The following is a 15,290-nucleotide window of genomic DNA, read 5'->3' on the forward strand; positions in this document are numbered from 1 at the left end:
CGTCTGGGGGCTCGCCGAACTCCCCGTGCGCTACGGCCGCGACACCCACCAGATCCTGGCGGACGCCGCGGCCGGCGAACTGTCCGCGCTGCTGGTCGCCGGGGTGGAGGTCGCCGACCTGCCCGATCCGCCGCGCGCGCGCGAGGCACTGGAGAACGTCGGGTTCCTGGTGTCGCTGGAGCTGCGGCCCAGCGAGGTCACCGCGCGCGCCGACGTCGTCCTGCCGGTCGCCGCGGTCGCCGAGAAGGCCGGCTCCTTCCTCGACTGGGAAGGCCGGGTGCGCTCCTTCGAGGCCGCGCTCAAACCCGACCAGATGACCCGCCGGCTCGCCCCGGCCGACACCCGCGTGCTGCACATGCTCGCCGACGCCATGGACGCCCACCTGGGCCTGCCGGACCTGCGCACCACCCGCGCGGAGATCGACCGGCTCGGCCTGTGGGACGGCCCCCGGGCCCTGGCGCCGATGGAGTCCGCGGGCGCCCTGCCCCGCCCGGCGGCCGGCGAGGCCGTCCTGGCCGGGCACCGGCTCCTGCTCGACCAGGGCGTCCTGCAGGCGGGCGACGAGGCGCTCGCCGGAACCCGGCACGCCGCGCTCGCCCGGCTGTCCGCGGCCACGGCCGCCGAGGCGGGCGTCGCGGACGGCGACACCCTGGCCGTCACCGGACCCGCCGGCACGGTCGAACTGCCCCTCCAGGTCACCGAGATGCCCGACCGGGTGGTCTGGCTCCCGCTGAACTCCACCGGCGGTGGCGTCGCCTCCGACACCGGGGCGCGGCCCGGCTCCCTCGTCCGCATCGGCCCGGCGGCCGCCACCGGGACGGCCCCCAAGGAGGTGGAGGCATGAACGCGTACCTCGCTGCTGAAGACCTCTCGATGTTCGGCCGCGACCCCTGGTGGCTGGTCGTCGTCAAGGCCGTCTTCTGCTTCGCCTTCCTGATGGTGACCGTGCTGTTCTCCATCGTCTGGGAGCGCAAGGTCGTCGCCTGGATGCAGCTGCGCATCGGCCCCAACCGGCACGGCCCCTGGGGCATGCTCCAGTCGCTCGCCGACGGCATCAAGCTGATGCTCAAGGAGGACCTCGTCGTCAAACGCGCGGACAAGGTGGTCTACGTCCTCGCGCCGATCGTCGCGGCCATCCCCGCCTTCATGGCGATCGCGGTGATCCCCTTCGGCCCGGCCGGCAACGAGATCTCGATCTTCGGCCACCGCACCACGATGCAGCTCACCGACCTGCCGATCGCGATGCTCTACATCCTCGCGGTCGCCTCCGTCGGCATCTACGGCATCGTGCTGGCGGGCTGGAGCTCCGGATCCACCTATCCGCTGCTGGGCGGCCTGCGCTCCTGCGCGCAGATGATCTCCTACGAGATCGCCATGGGCGCCGCGTTCGCCTCCGTGTTCCTCTACTCGGGGTCGATGTCGACGTCCAGGATCGTGGAGGCGCAGGCCGACCGCTGGTACATCCTGCTGCTGCCGGTCTCCTTCATCCTGTACATCGTCACGATGGTCGGCGAGACCAACCGCGCCCCCTTCGACATGCCGGAGTCCGAGGGCGACCTGGTCGGCGGCTTCAACACCGAGTACTCGTCGATCAAGTTCGCGATGTTCATGCTCGCCGAGTACGTCAACATGGTCACGGTCTCGGCCGTCTCCGCCACCCTCTTCCTCGGCGGCTGGCGCGCCCCCTGGCCGATCAGCACCTTCTGGGAGGGCGCCAACCACGGCTGGTGGCCGCTGCTGTGGTTCGTCGTCAAGGTCCAGCTGCTGCTGTTCTTCTTCATCTGGCTGCGCGGCACCCTCCCGCGCGTGCGCTACGACCAGCTGATGAAGCTCGGCTGGAAGGTCCTCATCCCGGTCTCGGTGACCTGGCTGATGCTCGTCGCCACCGTCCGCGCGCTGCGCAACGAGAACTACGACTTCGCCGACATCGCCCTCTACGTCGGCGGCGGTGTCCTCGCCCTGCTGCTCGTCTCCTTCGTCGCCGACATGTTCCGCGAGAAGGGCCGGACCGCCGGGCCGCCCGCCGCCCAGGAGCCGGCCTTCGATCCCATGGCGGGCGGATTCCCCGTACCGCCGCTGCCCGGGCAGCAGTTGCCGCCGGTGCCCAGGCGCCGCCCGCGCCGGGAGCGGGAGCTGATTGTCAGTGGCGGGGTCGACACTGTCAGTGACGGAACTTCGGATGGAAAGGAGGCGTCCGATGGCTGAGGAGCCTCAGGAGTCCGGGCAGATCAAGCCCGGCTTCCAGAACCCCGTGGCCGGCTTCGGCGTGACCTTCAAGGCCATGTTCAAGAAGCGGCTGACCGAGCAGTACCCGGAGCAGAAGAAGACCACGGCTCCGCGGTTCCACGGACGGCACCAGCTCAACCGCCATCCGGACGGCCTGGAGAAGTGCGTCGGCTGCGAGCTGTGCGCCTGGGCCTGCCCCGCCGACGCCATCTACGTGGAGGGCGCCGACAACACCGACGAGGAACGCTACTCGCCGGGCGAGCGCTACGGCCGCGTCTACCAGATCAACTACGCCCGCTGCATCCTGTGCGGCCTGTGCATCGAGGCGTGCCCCACGCGCGCGCTGACGATGACCAACGAGTTCGAACTGGCCGACTCCAGCCGCGCCAACCTCATCTACACCAAGGAGCAGCTGCTCGCCGGTCTGGAAGAGGGCATGGTCGACACCCCGCACGCCATCTACCCGGGGATGGACGAACAGGACTACTACCGCGGCCTGGTCACCCACGCCGCGCCCGGCACCGTCCGGCAGACCGCCGTCTCCAAGGGCGAGAGCCCGCAGGAGGCCGCCACCACCTTCGGCGAGGACGAGCCGGCCTCGCAGGAGGTGATCGGCCGATGAGCGCGCAGCACCTCGCCGCCTACACCACCTCCACCGGTGAGGCCTTCCAGTTCTGGGTCCTCGGCACCATCGCGGTGATCGGCGCCCTGTGCACCGTCTTCATGAAGAAGGCCGTGCACAGCGCCCTCTGCCTGGCCGGCACGATGATCGTCCTGGCGGTGTTCTACCTCGCCAACGGGGCCTACTTCCTCGGCATCGTGCAGATCGTCGTCTACACCGGCGCGATCATGATGCTGTTCCTGTTCGTGGTGATGCTCGTCGGCGTCACGGCCGCGGACTCCCTGAAGGAGACCATCAGGGGCCAGCGCTGGCTGGCCCTGCTGTGCGGGATCGGCTTCGGCGTCCTGCTGCTCGCCGGCATCGGCAACGCCTCCCTGAAGGAGTTCGCCGGCACCGGCCAGGCCAACGCCAACGGCAACGTCGAGGGGCTGGCGTCCCTCATCTTCACCAAGTACGTCTTCGCCTTCGAGATCACCGGCGCGCTGCTCATCACCGCGGCCGTCGGCGCCATGGTGCTCACCCACCGGGAGCGCACGGAGCGCGCCAGGACCCAGCGCGAACTGTCCGAGCAGCGCATCCGCGAGGGCACGTACATCCCGCCGCTGCCCGCCCCCGGCGTCTACGCCCGGCACAACGCGGTCGACATCGCGGGTCTGCTGCCCGACGGCACCCCGTCCGAGCTGACCGTCAGCAAGACGCTGCGTGCCCGCGGCCAGATCCGTGACGTGTCCGCCGAGGCCCTCAACGACCTGCGGGCGCTGGAGCAGCGCGCGGAGGAGCGCCTGGAGCGCAGGGCGATCGAACCGGAGACGTTCAAGCGGCCCGAGGAGGCGTCGAAGTGAACCCGGTCAACTACCTCTACCTCGCCGCCCTGCTGTTCACGATCGGCGCGACCGGCGTCCTCATCCGGCGCAACGCCATCGTGGTCTTCATGTGCGTCGAGCTGATGCTGAACGCCTGCAACCTCGCGTTCGTCACCTTCTCCCGGATGCACGGCAACCTCGACGGCCAGATCATCGCCTTCTTCACGATGGTCGTCGCCGCCGCGGAGGTCGTGGTGGGCCTCGCGATCATCGTGTCGCTGTTCCGTACCCGCCACTCGGCCTCGGTCGACGACGCCAGCCTGATGAAGCTGTAAGGGGTCGGAAGAATCGTGGAGAACCTGATCGCGCCGCTCATCGCGGCGCCCCTGCTCGGAGCGGCCGTCCTCCTGGCCGGCGGCCGGCGCCTGGACCGCGGCGGCCACTGGATCGGCGTCCTGCTGTCGTTCGTCTCCTTCGCCCTCGGGCTCGTCCTCTTCGCCGGTCTGCTCGGCAAGGGCGCCGGCCACCGCACCCTGACCCAGCACCTGTTCAGCTGGATCCCGGTGGCCGGCTTCCAGGCGGACATCACCTTCCGCCTGGACCAGCTGTCGATGACGTTCGTCCTGCTCATCACGGGCGTCGGCTCGCTGATCCACCTGTACTCGGTCGGGTACATGGCGCACGACGAGCGCCGCCGCCGCTTCTTCGGCTACCTGAACCTGTTCCTCGCGGCGATGCTGCTGCTCGTCCTCGCCGACAACTACCTGCTGCTGTACGTCGGCTGGGAGGGCGTCGGCCTCGCCTCGTACCTGCTGATCGGCTTCTGGCAGCACAAGCCCAGCGCCGCCACGGCCGCGAAGAAGGCCTTCCTGGTCAACCGCGTCGGCGACATGGGCCTGTCGATCGCGATCATGCTGATGTTCACCACCTTCGGCGGCTTCGCCTTCGGCCCCGTCCTCGGCACGCACGAGCGGCCGGGTCTCGTCGGCGGCGCCTCCGAGGGCGTCCTCACCGCGATCGCCCTGATGCTGCTGCTCGCCGCCTGCGGCAAGTCCGCCCAGGTGCCGCTGCAGTCCTGGCTCGGGGACGCCATGGAGGGCCCGACCCCGGTCTCCGCCCTCATCCACGCGGCGACCATGGTGACCGCCGGCGTCTATCTGATCGTCCGCTCCGGAGCGATCTTCAACGCGGCGCCCGACGCCCAGCTGGCCGTCACCGTCGTCGGCGCGGTCACGCTCCTGTTCGGTGCGATCGTCGGTTGCGCCAAGGACGACATCAAGAAGGCGCTGGCCGGCTCGACCATGTCGCAGATCGGCTACATGGTCCTCGCCGCCGGTCTCGGCCCCATCGGCTACGTCTTCGCGATCATGCACCTGGTGACGCACGGCTTCTTCAAGGCCGGGCTGTTCCTCGGTGCCGGCTCGGTGATGCACGGCATGAACGACGAGGTCGACATGCGCCGCTACGGCGGCCTGCGCAAGTACATGCCGGTCACCTTCATCACCTTCGGCCTCGGCTACCTCGCCATCATCGGCTTCCCGGGTCTGTCCGGCTTCTTCTCCAAGGACAAGATCATCGAGGCGGCGTTCGCCAAGGGCGGCACCGAGGGCTGGATCCTCGGCGGCGCGGCCCTGCTGGGCGCGGCCATCACCGCCTTCTACATGACGCGCGTGATGCTGATGACGTTCTTCGGAGAGGAGCGGTGGCGTAACGCCCCGACCCCGTCCCCGGCCGAGCCCAGCGTGGAGCCGGCCGCCGAGACCGGGGGCGAGCACGCCGTACCGCACCCGCACGAGTCGCCGAAGGTCATGACGATCCCGATGATCGTCCTCGCCGTCGGCTCGGTCTTCGGCGGAGCCTTCTTCAGCATCGGCGACCGCTTCCTGAACTGGCTGGAGCCGGTCACCGGGCACGACCACGGCGACTCACCGCTCGGCGCCGGGGTGATCACCGGGGCCACCATGGTGTGCCTGGTCGTCGGGGTCGCCCTCGCCTGGGCCCAGTACGGCCGCAGGCCCGTCCCGGCGCTCGCCCCGCGCGGCTCGCTGCTCACCCGCGCGGCCCGCCGCGACCTGCTCCAGGACGACTTCAACCACGTGGTCCTGGTGCGGGGCGGCGAGCACCTGACGCGCTCCCTGGTCTACCTCGACCACTCCCTGGTGGACGGCGTCGTCAACGGCACGGCGGCCGGCTTCGGCGGCCTGTCCGGACGGCTGCGCCGGCTCCAGAACGGCTTCGCCCGCTCCTACGCGGTCTCGATGTTCGGCGGCGCGGCACTCCTGGTCGCCGCGACCCTGCTGATGAGGGCGGTCTGATACCGATGTCCTTTCCCCTGCTGACAGCGACGGCGGCGCTCCCGGCCCTCGGGGCCGTCGCGACGGCCGCCGTACCGGCCGCCCAGCGCACCGCCGCCAAGTGGCTGGCGCTGCTCGTCTCGCTCGCCACGCTCGCCCTGGCCGTCACCGTCCTGGTCCGCTTCGACCCGGCCGGCGGGCGCTACCAGCTCACCGAGAACCACGCCTGGATCAGGGACTTCGGGGTCAGGTACGAACTGGGCGTCGACGGCATCGCGGTGGCGCTGATCGCGCTGACCGCCCTGCTGATCCCGTTCATCATCCTCGCCGGCTGGCACGACGCCGACCCGCTGGAGACCGGCAGCCGCCGCTGGCGGCCCACCCAGGGCTTCTTCGCGCTGATCCTGGCGGTGGAGGCGATGGTGGTCATCTCCTTCGAGGCCACCGACGTCTTCCTCTTCTACATCTTCTTCGAAGCCATGCTCATCCCGATGTACTTCCTCATCGGCGGCTTCGGGGACCGCGCGCACGCGCACGGCGAGGAGACGGCCGCCACCCAGCGTTCGTACGCGGCGGTGAAGTTCCTCCTGTACAACCTGGTCGGCGGGCTGATCATGCTGGCCGCGGTGATCGGGCTCTACGTGGTCGCCGGGACCTTCTCGCTCACCGGGATCGCCGACGCCCGCGCGGGCGGCACGCTGCACATGGCGACGAGTACCGAACGCTGGCTGTTCCTGGGCTTCTTCTTCGCCTTCGCGGTGAAGGCGCCGCTGTGGCCGCTGCACACCTGGCTGCCCAACGCCATGCAGGAGGCCACCGCGCCCGTCGCCGTGCTCATCACCGCGGTCGTCGACAAGGTGGGCACGTTCGCGATGCTCCGCTTCTGCCTCCAGCTGTTCCCGGAGGCCAGCAAGTGGGCGACGCCGGTCGTGCTCGTCCTGGCCCTGATCAGCATCATCTACGGCGCCCTGCTCGCCGTCGGCCAGCGGGACATCAAACGCCTGGTGGCGTACGCGTCGATCTCGCACTTCGGCTTCATCATCATGGGCGTCTTCGCGATGACCAGCCAGGGCCAGTCCGGCGCCACGTTGTACATGGTCAACCACGGCCTCTCCACCGCCGCGCTGATGCTCGTCGCCGGTTTCCTCATCTCCCGGCGCGGCTCCCGGCTCATCGCCGACTACGGGGGCGTGCAGAAGGTCGCCCCGGTGCTCGCCGGCACCTTCCTGATCGGCGGCCTCGCCACGCTGTCGCTGCCCGGCCTCGCGCCGTTCGTGAGCGAATTCCTGGTGCTGGTCGGCACGTTCACGCGCTACCCGGTGATCGGCGGCATCGCCACCTTCGGCATCGTCCTCGCCGCCCTGTACACCCTGGTGCTCTACCAGCGGACGATGACGGGCCCGGTGAAGCCGGAGGTCTCGGCGATGCCCGACCTGCGCGTGCGTGAGGTGCTGGTCGTGGCCCCGCTGATCGTGCTGCTGATCTTCCTGGGCGTCTACCCGAAGCCGGTCACGAACATCGTCGACCCGGCGGTCAAACAGACCCTGTCCGACGTGCACAAGAAGGACCCCCGGCCCGAGGTGGAGGCGGCCAAGTGAGCGCAACAGCCGTCCACAGCCTGTGGACAACCGCGGCCGAACCGATCTCGAAGATCGACGCGCCGAAGATCGAGTACGCACAATTGTCGCCGACGCTGATCGTCGTCGGCGCGGCGCTGGTGGGGGTGCTGATCGAGGCGTTCGTGCCCCGCAGGTCCCGCTACTACGCGCAGGTGTTCGTGTCCGTCGTCGCCCTGTGCGCCGCGTTCGCGGCGGTCGTCGCGCTCGCGGCCGACGGGTTCGGCACCACGAAGGCGCACATCGCGGCCATGGGCGCGATCGCGGTCGACGGCCCGGCCCTCTTCCTCCAGGGCACCATCCTGCTGGCCGGCCTCGTCGGCCTGTTCACCTTCGCCGAACGGCGCCTGGACCCGGTGGCGCACGGCAACCGGGTCGACTCCTTCGCCGCGCAGGCCGCGTCCGTGCCCGGCAGCGACAGCGAGAAGGCAGCGGTGCGGGCGGGCTTCACCACCACGGAGGTCTTCCCGCTGCTGCTCTTCGCGATCGGCGGCATGCTGGTCTTCCCGGCGGCCAACGACCTGCTGACCTTGTTCGTGGCCCTGGAGGTCCTCTCCCTGCCGCTGTACCTGCTGTGCGCGCTGGCCCGGCGCAAGCGGCTGATGTCGCAGGAGGCCGCGGTCAAGTACTTCCTGCTGGGCGCGTTCGCCTCGGCGTTCACCCTCTTCGGCATCGCGTTGCTGTACGGCTACGCGGGCTCGGTGTCGTACGCCCGCATCGCCCAGGTGGTCGACGGCACCGCCACCGACGTCGACCCCGCGCTCGCCGGCACCATGGGCAACGACGCGCTGCTGCTGATCGGCGGCGCCCTGCTCGTCATGGGCCTGCTGTTCAAGGTGGGCGCGGTGCCGTTCCACATGTGGACCCCCGACGTCTACCAGGGCGCGCCCACCCCCGTGACCGGGTTCATGGCGGCGGCGACGAAGGTGGCCGCGTTCGGCGCGCTGCTGCGCCTGCTCTACGTCGTGCTGCCCGGCCTGCGCTGGGACTGGCGGCCGGTGATGTGGGCGGTGGCGATCATCACCATGCTGGGCGGCGCGGTCGTCGCCATCACCCAGACCGACATCAAGCGGCTGCTGGCGTACTCGTCCATCGCGCACGCCGGGTTCATCCTCGCGGGTGTCATCGCCACGTCGAAGGACGGCGTGTCGTCGGTCCTGTTCTACCTGGCGGGCTACTCCTTCGTGACGATCGGCGCGTTCGCCGTGGTCACGCTGGTGCGGGACGCGGGCGGCGAGGCGACCCACCTGTCCAAGTGGGCGGGCCTCGGCCGGCGCTCGCCGCTGGTGGCGGCCGTGTTCGCGGTGTTCCTGCTGGCCTTCGCCGGCATCCCGCTGACCTCCGGGTTCGCGGGGAAGTTCGCCGTGTTCAAGGCGGCGGCGGACGGCGGCGCGGTCCCGCTGGTCATCGTGGGTGTGATCTCCTCGGCGATCGCCGCGTTCTTCTACATCCGGGTGATCGTTCTGATGTTCTTCAGCGAGCCGAAGCCGGAGGGCCCGACCGTGGCCGTCCCGTCCCCGCTGACCATGCTGGCGATCGGCGTGGGCGTGGCCACCACCCTGGTCCTCGGCATCGCCCCCCAGTACTTCCTGGACCTGGCCGGTCAGGCGGGAGTATTCGTGCGCTGAGCCCATCCCTCGCATGCCGCTGCCCGGCACCCTTGCCCAGGGGCCGGGCAGCGGCATGCCGTCGGAACGAACGAGCCTGTGGATAACTCCGGGGCTGTCGGTGCGGGCCCCTATCGTTGAGGGAGCGGTCGTAAGACGACACACGGGGGACCGACGGGGGACAGGACTATGGGCGTGATGGGCGGAATCAGCGAGATGCCACAGGTGACCGAGGGGCCGGGCGCGGCCGACGGCGAGGCGTTGGCCACGCTGCACCGGGTCTTCGGATTCGACGCCTTCCGGGGCGAGCAGCAGGCGATCATCGAGCATGTGGTGGCGGGCGGCGACGCCGTCGTGCTCATGCCGACCGGCGGCGGAAAGTCGCTGTGCTACCAGATCCCGGCCCTGGTCAGACCGGGTACGGGCGTGGTGATCTCCCCGCTGATCGCGCTGATGCAGGACCAGGTGGACGCCCTGCGCGCCCTCGGTGTCCGGGCCGGCTTCATGAACTCCACGCAGGACTTCGACGAGCGGCGCGTGGTCGAGGCCGAGTTCCTGGCGGGCGAGCTGGACCTGCTCTATCTGGCCCCGGAGCGGCTGCGCCTGGACGCCACGCAGGACCTGCTCTCCCGGGGCAAGATCTCCGTCTTCGCGATCGACGAGGCGCACTGCGTGTCCCAGTGGGGCCACGACTTCCGCCCCGACTATCTCGCCCTGTCCCTGCTCGGCGAGCGCTGGCCGGACGTCCCGCGGATCGCCCTCACCGCCACGGCGACCCACGCCACGCACGAGGAGATCACCCAGCGGCTGAACCTGCCGACGGCCCGGCACTTCGTCGCCAGCTTCGACCGGCCCAACATCCAGTACCGGATCGTGCCCAAGGCCGACCCCAAGAAGCAGCTCCTCGCCTTCCTGCGGGAGGAGCACCCCGGTGACGCCGGCATCGTCTACTGCCTGTCGCGGAACTCGGTCGAGCGCACGGCCGAGTTCCTCACCGCGAACGGCATCCAGGCGGTGCCGTACCACGCGGGCCTGGACGCCTCCGTGCGCGCCGCGCACCAGTCCCGGTTCCTGCGCGAGGACGGCCTGGTCGTGGTCGCGACGATCGCCTTCGGCATGGGCATCGACAAGCCGGACGTGCGCTTCGTCGCCCACCTGGACCTGCCCAAGTCGATCGAGGGCTACTACCAGGAGACCGGCCGCGCGGGCCGCGACGGCCTGCCGTCCACGGCGTGGATGGCGTACGGACTGAACGACGTCATACAGCAGCGCAAGCTGATTCAGTCCGGCGAGGGCGACGAGGCGTTCCGCCGCCGGGCCGCCGCCCACCTCGACGCCATGCTCGCGCTGTGCGAGACCGCCCGGTGCCGCCGCGGCCAGCTGCTCGCCTACTTCGGCCAGGACGCGGACGCGGAGGCCTGCGGCAACTGCGACACCTGCCTCACCCCGCCCGAGACCTGGGACGGCACGGTCGCCGCGCAGAAGGTGCTGTCCACGGTGGTGCGGCTGCAGCGGGAGCGTGGCCAGAAGTTCGGCGCGGTGCAGATCGTGGACATCCTGCTCGGCAAGCGCACCGGCAAGGTGATCCAGTTCGACCACGACCAGCTGTCCGTCTTCGGCATCGGCCAGGACCTCACCGAGGGCGAGTGGCGGGGCGTCATCCGGCAGCTGCTGGCCCAGGGGCTCCTCGCGGTCGAGGGGGAGTACGGCACGCTGGTGCTCACCGAGGCGAGCGGCGCGGTGCTGCGCGGCGAGCGTGAGGTGCCGCTGCGCAAGGAGCCGAAGAAGCCGGCCGCCTCCCGCTCCCGGTCCGCCGGCGGCTCCGGTGCCGGCAAGGCCAGGGCCGCCGCGGCCGAGCTGCCCGAGGCGCTGCTCCCCGCCTTCGAGGCCCTGCGGGCCTGGCGCGCCGAGCAGGCCCGGGAACAGGGCGTTCCGGCGTACGTCATCTTCCACGACGCCACCCTCCGGGAGATGGTGACCCGGTGGCCCGCCTCGGTGCGGGAGCTGGGCACGGTGAACGGCGTGGGCGAGAAGAAGCTGGCGACGTACGGCGAGGGCGTGATCCAGGTGCTGGCCTCCCTGGACGGCGCCGCGCCACCCGCCCCCGCCGGCGCTCCGGACGACGCACCGTACGACGCGGACTGGCCCGAGCCGGCCGACGAGCCGGAGCCGGAGCCCGACTGGGCATAGTCCGCCCCGGCTCGCCCCGGGACAGCGCCGTACGCCCCGCCCTGTCAGGACAGTGCCGTCGGCACCGGTGTCGTCAGGACAGGGCCGTCAGCCCGGGGGCGAAGGTGATCAGCAGCGGCAGCAACGGCACCAGCGCGGCCACCGTCGTGGTCAGCGCCCGGTGCCGGCGCAGCAGCCGCGGCGGCGGCTCCAGCAGCCGGTCCACGCGCTCGCCCAGCAGCCGGCGGCTGGAGGCGCAGGAGAGGACGCCCCGGTGCTGGTTCAGCTCGATCAGGGCGAGTGCCGTGGTGAGGTGCCCGCAGCGCCGGGAGGCCGTGTCGTCGGCGGCGAGCTCGACCAGGCGGTGCGTCTGGTCGCAGAAGTGGGCGAAAAGCGGCACCCGCGGGAAGCCGGTGGCCAGCGCGGCGGACAGGTGCAGCAGCCAGTCGTGGTGGGCGCGGGCGTGGCCGCGCTCGTGGGTGAGGACGGCGTCGAGCTGGAGGTCGGTGAGGCGGTGCAGCGCCCCGGTGGTGACGACCAGCTGAGGGGGGTGCCCCGGCATCCACCAGGCGTCCGGGTACTCGTCCTCCAGCACCAGCATCGGGCCGCGCGGCGCCCGCAGTCCCGGCGGGAGTTCGGGGGCGCGTTCGCGCAGCTGCGCCCGGGCCTGGCCCCGGCTGCGGCGGGCCTCGAAGAGCTCCCGGGTCAGCATCGCCGTCGTCCAGGCGGCACCGCAGGCCAGCAGCAGGGTGAGGGAGGTGGCCCACACCGGGGTGGCGGACAGGTCGTAGGCGGCGGTGACGGCGGGCGGTGCGGGGGCGAACACATGGTCGCGGACGGTGTGGAAGACGGCCGCCGCGCCCAGGACCAGTGCGGTCAGGCAGCACAGCAGGACGGTGGCGACAAGACACTGCCACACCCACAGCGCGACCACGGGTTCCCGTTCGGGCCAGGCCGCCCGGGTCAGCGCGCGCGGCGCCGGTACGGCGGCCGTCAGGGCGACGACGCTCAGCAGGAGCAGGCAGACGGTCATGCCGGGGCTCCGGTTCCTGGTCGGAAAGGTGTGCGGGTGCTGGGTGGTGCGGGGCACGCGGCGCACGGCCGGGCGGGAGCGGACGCGTGTCCCTGTCAGTATGGCGAAGAAGGGCGGTGTGAGTCAGGTGCCGGTGGCGACCAGGCCGGACGCGAGGGCGAAATCCCGGTTCGTCCAGGGGAGTTCGGCGGGCCGGAACAGGGTCCCGGCCCGCCGGCGTGCCCGCCGTACCGTGGCTCAGTCCGCCACGACGCGGCCCGTGACCTCGCCCAGCCCGACCCGGCGGCCATCCGGGCCGGGGGCCCAGGCGGACAGGGTCACCACGTCGCCGTCCAGCAGGAACGCCCGTTTGCCGTCGGGGAGTTCGAGCGGGTCGCGGCCGTTCCAGGTCAGTTCCAGCAGCGAGCCTCGCTGGTTCTCGGCCGGGCCGCTCACCGTGCCCGAGCCGTACAGGTCGCCGGTGCGCAGCGAGGCGCCGTTCACCGTCATGTGGGCGAGCTGCTGGGCGGCGGTCCAGTACATGGTGGAGAACGGAGGTTCGGAGACCACATGGCCGTTGACCGCGACGGAGATGCGGAGGTCGTAGCCGCCGGGTTCCGCGCCGGGGGCGGTGTCGTCCAGGTAGGGCAGCAGCGGGTGGGTGCGCTCCGGAGGCGCCACGCGCGCGTGCTCCAGCGCCTCCAGCGGGGTGATCCAGGCCGAGACCGAGGTCGCGAAGGACTTGCCGAGGAACGGGCCGAGCGGGACGTACTCCCAGGCCTGGATGTCCCGCGCGGACCAGTCGTTGAGCAGGCACAGCCCGAAGACGTGCTCGCGGAAGTCGCCGAGCGCCACCGGGCGGCCCTGCCGCGAGGGTACGCCCACCACGAAGCCGACCTCGGCCTCGATGTCCAGCCGGATCGACGGGCCGAAGACGGGTGCGGGGTCGGCGGGGCCCTTGCGCTGCCCGGCGGGCCGTACGACATCCGTGCCGGAGACGACGACCGTGCCGGCGCGGCCGTGGTAACCGATCGGCAGGTGCTTCCAGTTGGGGGTGAGGCTGTCCTCGGCGTCCGGGCGGAAGATCCGGCCGACGTTGCGGGCGTGGTGTTCCGAGGCGTAGAAGTCGACGTAGTCCGCCACGTCGAAGGGCAGGTGCAGGGTCACCTCGGACAGGGGGTGGAACAGCGGCTCGACGGCCGCGCGGTGCGCCGGGTCGGTGACCCAGGAGGTGACGGCGCGCCGTATCCCCGACCAGGTGGCGCGGCCGGCGGCCAGCAGCGGGTTGAGGGTGGGGGCGGCGAGGAGTGCCTGGTGGGGCGAGCCGACCGCCGCCGCCGTGGCGCCCGCGTCGAGGACGTGGTTCCCGAGCCGGACGCCGATCCTCCGCTCTGTGCTGCCGGCGGGCGAGAACACGCCGTAGGGGAGGTTGTGCGGGCCGAAGGGGTCGCCCTCGGGGACGTCGAAGGGGGGCATGGGTGCTGCCTCACTCTCATCCGTGCCATGCATGGCGAAGCGTTCCATGTGGTCGGGCCACACGTTACGGCCGACACGCGTGTCATGGGCAGTGGTCCTTGTGCCGCACGGCTTGTTCGAAAAGGTGCTCGCACGGGACCACAACCGTTCGGTGGGTGTTCGCCATCGAGCCGTCCCCGCGCGGCAGTTGGGGACGGGTGGTCCGGCGGGAGCGGGGATCGGGGGATGAGTCGGAGGGGCCCGGGGTCCGTATTCTCTGGGCATGGCATCCACCCCGGCATATGCCCTCATCGCCACTGACCTGGACGGAACGCTGCTGCGCGGCGACGACACCGTCTCCGACCGGTCGCTCGCCGCACTCGCGCGGGTGGCGCGGACCGGGGCCCGGCATCTGGTGGTGACCGGCCGCCCGGCGCCGCGGGTACGGCCCCTGCTCGCGCGCCTGGGCTGCACCGGACTGGCGGTGTGCGGGCAGGGGGCGCAGGTCTACGACGCCCGGGCCGGCCGGCTGCTGTGGTCGGTCCGGCTGGACCGGGAGCTGGCGGAGACCGCGCTCGGCAAGGTCGAGGCGGAGGTGGGGCAGGTGTTCGCGGCGGTCGACCAGGACGGCGAGGACGGGCTCACGCTCATCGAGCCCGGCTACCGGATGCCGCATCCCACGCTGCCCGCGGTGCGGGTCGGCCGGCGCGCCGATCTGTGGGCCGAGCCCATCAGCAAGGTGCTGCTGCGGCACGCCGAGCTGTCCGACGACGAGCTGGCGGCCGTGGCGCGCTCGGCGGTGGGCTCGTTGGCGACCGTCACCATGTCGGGGCCGGGCACCGTGGAACTCCAGCCGAGCGGGGTGACGAAGGCGACCGGTCTGGCGCTGGCCGCCGAGCGGCTGGGGATCGGCCCCGAACGGGCCCTCGCCTTCGGTGACATGCCCAACGACATCCCGATGTTCCGCTGGGCGGCGCGCGGTGTCGCCATGGCCGGCGCGCACCCCGAGCTGAAGGCGGTGGCCGACGAGGTCACGGTGTCGAACGAGGACGACGGCGTCGCCGTCGTCCTCGAAAGACTCTTCCCGGCCGCCTGAACCGTGGCGGGGGCCGGGCGGCCGGGCCGGTCAGTAGGCGCTGGAGACGTTGTCGATGGACCCGTACCGGTGTGCCGCGTAGTTGCAGGCGGCGGTGATGTTCGCGACCGGGTCGTAGATGTCGAAGGACGTCCCGGCGACGTGGTACGCGTTGAAGGTGGGGTCGATGACCTGGAGCAGGCCCTTGGACGGGATGCCCTTGGCCGCGTTGGTGTCCCAGAGGTTGATGGCCGCGGGGTTGCCGGAGGACTCGCGGATGATGTTGCGGTGGATGCCGTTGTAGGTGCCCGGGATCTTCTTCTCGGCCATGATCGCGAGCGACTCGCGGATCCAGCCGTCGAGGTTGTCCGGGTATCCGGCGGGGGTGGTGCCCACCGTCGGGGCCGCGGT

The 15,290-nt window shown here is 71.3% G+C and carries 13 protein-coding genes; 10 read left to right on the top strand and 3 right to left on the bottom strand.

The features are described 5' to 3' along the window. From H5J33_RS07505 to recQ, 9 genes are all read left to right on the top strand, one after another. Positions 1-844 (top strand): molybdopterin-dependent oxidoreductase (locus tag H5J33_RS07505; RefSeq protein ID WP_181794092.1); only part of this gene is annotated, 844 nt, incomplete at its 5' end. Next, positions 841-2,205: an NADH-quinone oxidoreductase subunit NuoH gene (gene nuoH, locus H5J33_RS07510; protein ID WP_181794093.1), complete on the top strand. Its 1,365-nt coding sequence runs from the start codon at positions 841-843 to the stop codon at positions 2,203-2,205. The genes H5J33_RS07505 and nuoH, both read left to right, overlap by 4 nt. Further along, positions 2,198-2,848 carry an NADH-quinone oxidoreductase subunit NuoI gene (gene nuoI / locus H5J33_RS07515; RefSeq protein ID WP_181794094.1) on the top strand — a complete coding sequence of 217 codons (651 nt, stop codon included), beginning with the start codon at positions 2,198-2,200 and terminating at the stop codon, positions 2,846-2,848. Before nuoH ends, nuoI begins: the two co-directional genes overlap by 8 nt. Next, positions 2,845-3,690 (top strand): NADH-quinone oxidoreductase subunit J, encoded by an 846-nt coding sequence (locus tag H5J33_RS07520; RefSeq protein ID WP_181794095.1) that lies wholly within the window; start codon positions 2,845-2,847, stop codon positions 3,688-3,690. The genes nuoI and H5J33_RS07520 overlap by 4 nt, the downstream gene beginning before the upstream one ends. After that, the gene (nuoK, locus tag H5J33_RS07525; RefSeq protein WP_030742982.1) at positions 3,687-3,986 is read left to right on the top strand and encodes an NADH-quinone oxidoreductase subunit NuoK; all 300 of its coding nucleotides are present in this window, start codon (positions 3,687-3,689) and stop codon (positions 3,984-3,986) included. The genes H5J33_RS07520 and nuoK overlap by 4 nt, the downstream gene beginning before the upstream one ends. A 15-nt stretch (positions 3,987-4,001) precedes the next feature. Continuing rightward, entirely contained in the window at positions 4,002-5,966 is a 1,965-nt protein-coding gene (nuoL, locus tag H5J33_RS07530) for an NADH-quinone oxidoreductase subunit L (protein ID WP_181794096.1), read from the top strand. Positions 5,967-5,971: 5 nt separating this feature from the next. Beyond that, positions 5,972-7,543 carry an NADH-quinone oxidoreductase subunit M gene (locus H5J33_RS07535; protein ID WP_181794097.1) on the top strand — a complete coding sequence of 524 codons (1,572 nt, stop codon included), beginning with the start codon at positions 5,972-5,974 and terminating at the stop codon, positions 7,541-7,543. Beyond that, the gene (gene nuoN / locus H5J33_RS07540) at positions 7,540-9,189 is read left to right on the top strand and encodes an NADH-quinone oxidoreductase subunit NuoN (protein WP_181794098.1); all 1,650 of its coding nucleotides are present in this window, start codon (positions 7,540-7,542) and stop codon (positions 9,187-9,189) included. Before H5J33_RS07535 ends, nuoN begins: the two co-directional genes overlap by 4 nt. Before the next feature lie 177 nt (positions 9,190-9,366). Then, the gene (recQ, locus tag H5J33_RS07545; protein WP_399552786.1) at positions 9,367-11,358 is read left to right on the top strand and encodes a DNA helicase RecQ; all 1,992 of its coding nucleotides are present in this window, start codon (positions 9,367-9,369) and stop codon (positions 11,356-11,358) included. Positions 11,359-11,431: 73 nt separating this feature from the next. Here the strand turns inward: recQ and H5J33_RS07550 are convergent, their stop codons facing one another. Together H5J33_RS07550 and fahA are read right to left on the bottom strand one after the other, a co-directional pair. Further along, positions 11,432-12,370 (bottom strand): M56 family metallopeptidase, encoded by a 939-nt coding sequence (locus tag H5J33_RS07550; protein WP_181794100.1) that lies wholly within the window; start codon positions 12,368-12,370, stop codon positions 11,432-11,434. Positions 12,371-12,607: 237 nt separating this feature from the next. Continuing rightward, positions 12,608-13,825: a fumarylacetoacetase gene (gene fahA / locus H5J33_RS07555; protein ID WP_181794101.1), complete on the bottom strand. Its 1,218-nt coding sequence runs from the start codon at positions 13,823-13,825 to the stop codon at positions 12,608-12,610. A 262-nt stretch (positions 13,826-14,087) separates the two neighbouring features. Here fahA and H5J33_RS07560 point away from each other — a divergent pair, with 262 nt between their 5' ends. Continuing rightward, positions 14,088-14,900, top strand: a complete 813-nt coding sequence (locus tag H5J33_RS07560) for an HAD family hydrolase (protein ID WP_181794102.1) — start codon at positions 14,088-14,090, stop codon at positions 14,898-14,900. A 30-nt stretch (positions 14,901-14,930) separates the two neighbouring features. On the opposite strand, the gene H5J33_RS07565 is transcribed toward H5J33_RS07560, so the two are convergent. Then, the coding region (locus H5J33_RS07565) for a transglycosylase SLT domain-containing protein (RefSeq protein WP_181794103.1) at positions 14,931-15,290 on the bottom strand (360 nt) is incomplete at its 5' end.

The sequence above is a fragment of the Streptomyces sp. WELS2 genome (assembly GCF_013870595.1).
Taxonomy (GTDB): Bacteria; Actinomycetota; Actinomycetes; order Streptomycetales; family Streptomycetaceae; genus Streptomyces.

Excerpts from the sequence above, each read along its gene's own strand:
- nuoH (WP_181794093.1), top strand. The coding sequence starts at position 841 with ATGAACGCGTACCTCGCTGCTGAAGACCTCTCGATGTTCGGCCGCGAC.
- nuoI (WP_181794094.1), top strand. The coding sequence starts at position 2,198 with ATGGCTGAGGAGCCTCAGGAGTCCGGGCAGATCAAGCCCGGCTTCCAG.
- H5J33_RS07520 (WP_181794095.1), top strand. The coding sequence starts at position 2,845 with ATGAGCGCGCAGCACCTCGCCGCCTACACCACCTCCACCGGTGAGGCC.
- H5J33_RS07535 (WP_181794097.1), top strand. The coding sequence starts at position 5,972 with ATGTCCTTTCCCCTGCTGACAGCGACGGCGGCGCTCCCGGCCCTCGGG.
- recQ (WP_399552786.1), top strand. The coding sequence starts at position 9,367 with ATGGGCGGAATCAGCGAGATGCCACAGGTGACCGAGGGGCCGGGCGCG.
- H5J33_RS07550 (WP_181794100.1), bottom strand. The coding sequence starts at position 12,370 with ATGACCGTCTGCCTGCTCCTGCTGAGCGTCGTCGCCCTGACGGCCGCC.
- fahA (WP_181794101.1), bottom strand. The coding sequence starts at position 13,825 with ATGCCCCCCTTCGACGTCCCCGAGGGCGACCCCTTCGGCCCGCACAAC.
- H5J33_RS07560 (WP_181794102.1), top strand. The coding sequence starts at position 14,088 with ATGGCATCCACCCCGGCATATGCCCTCATCGCCACTGACCTGGACGGA.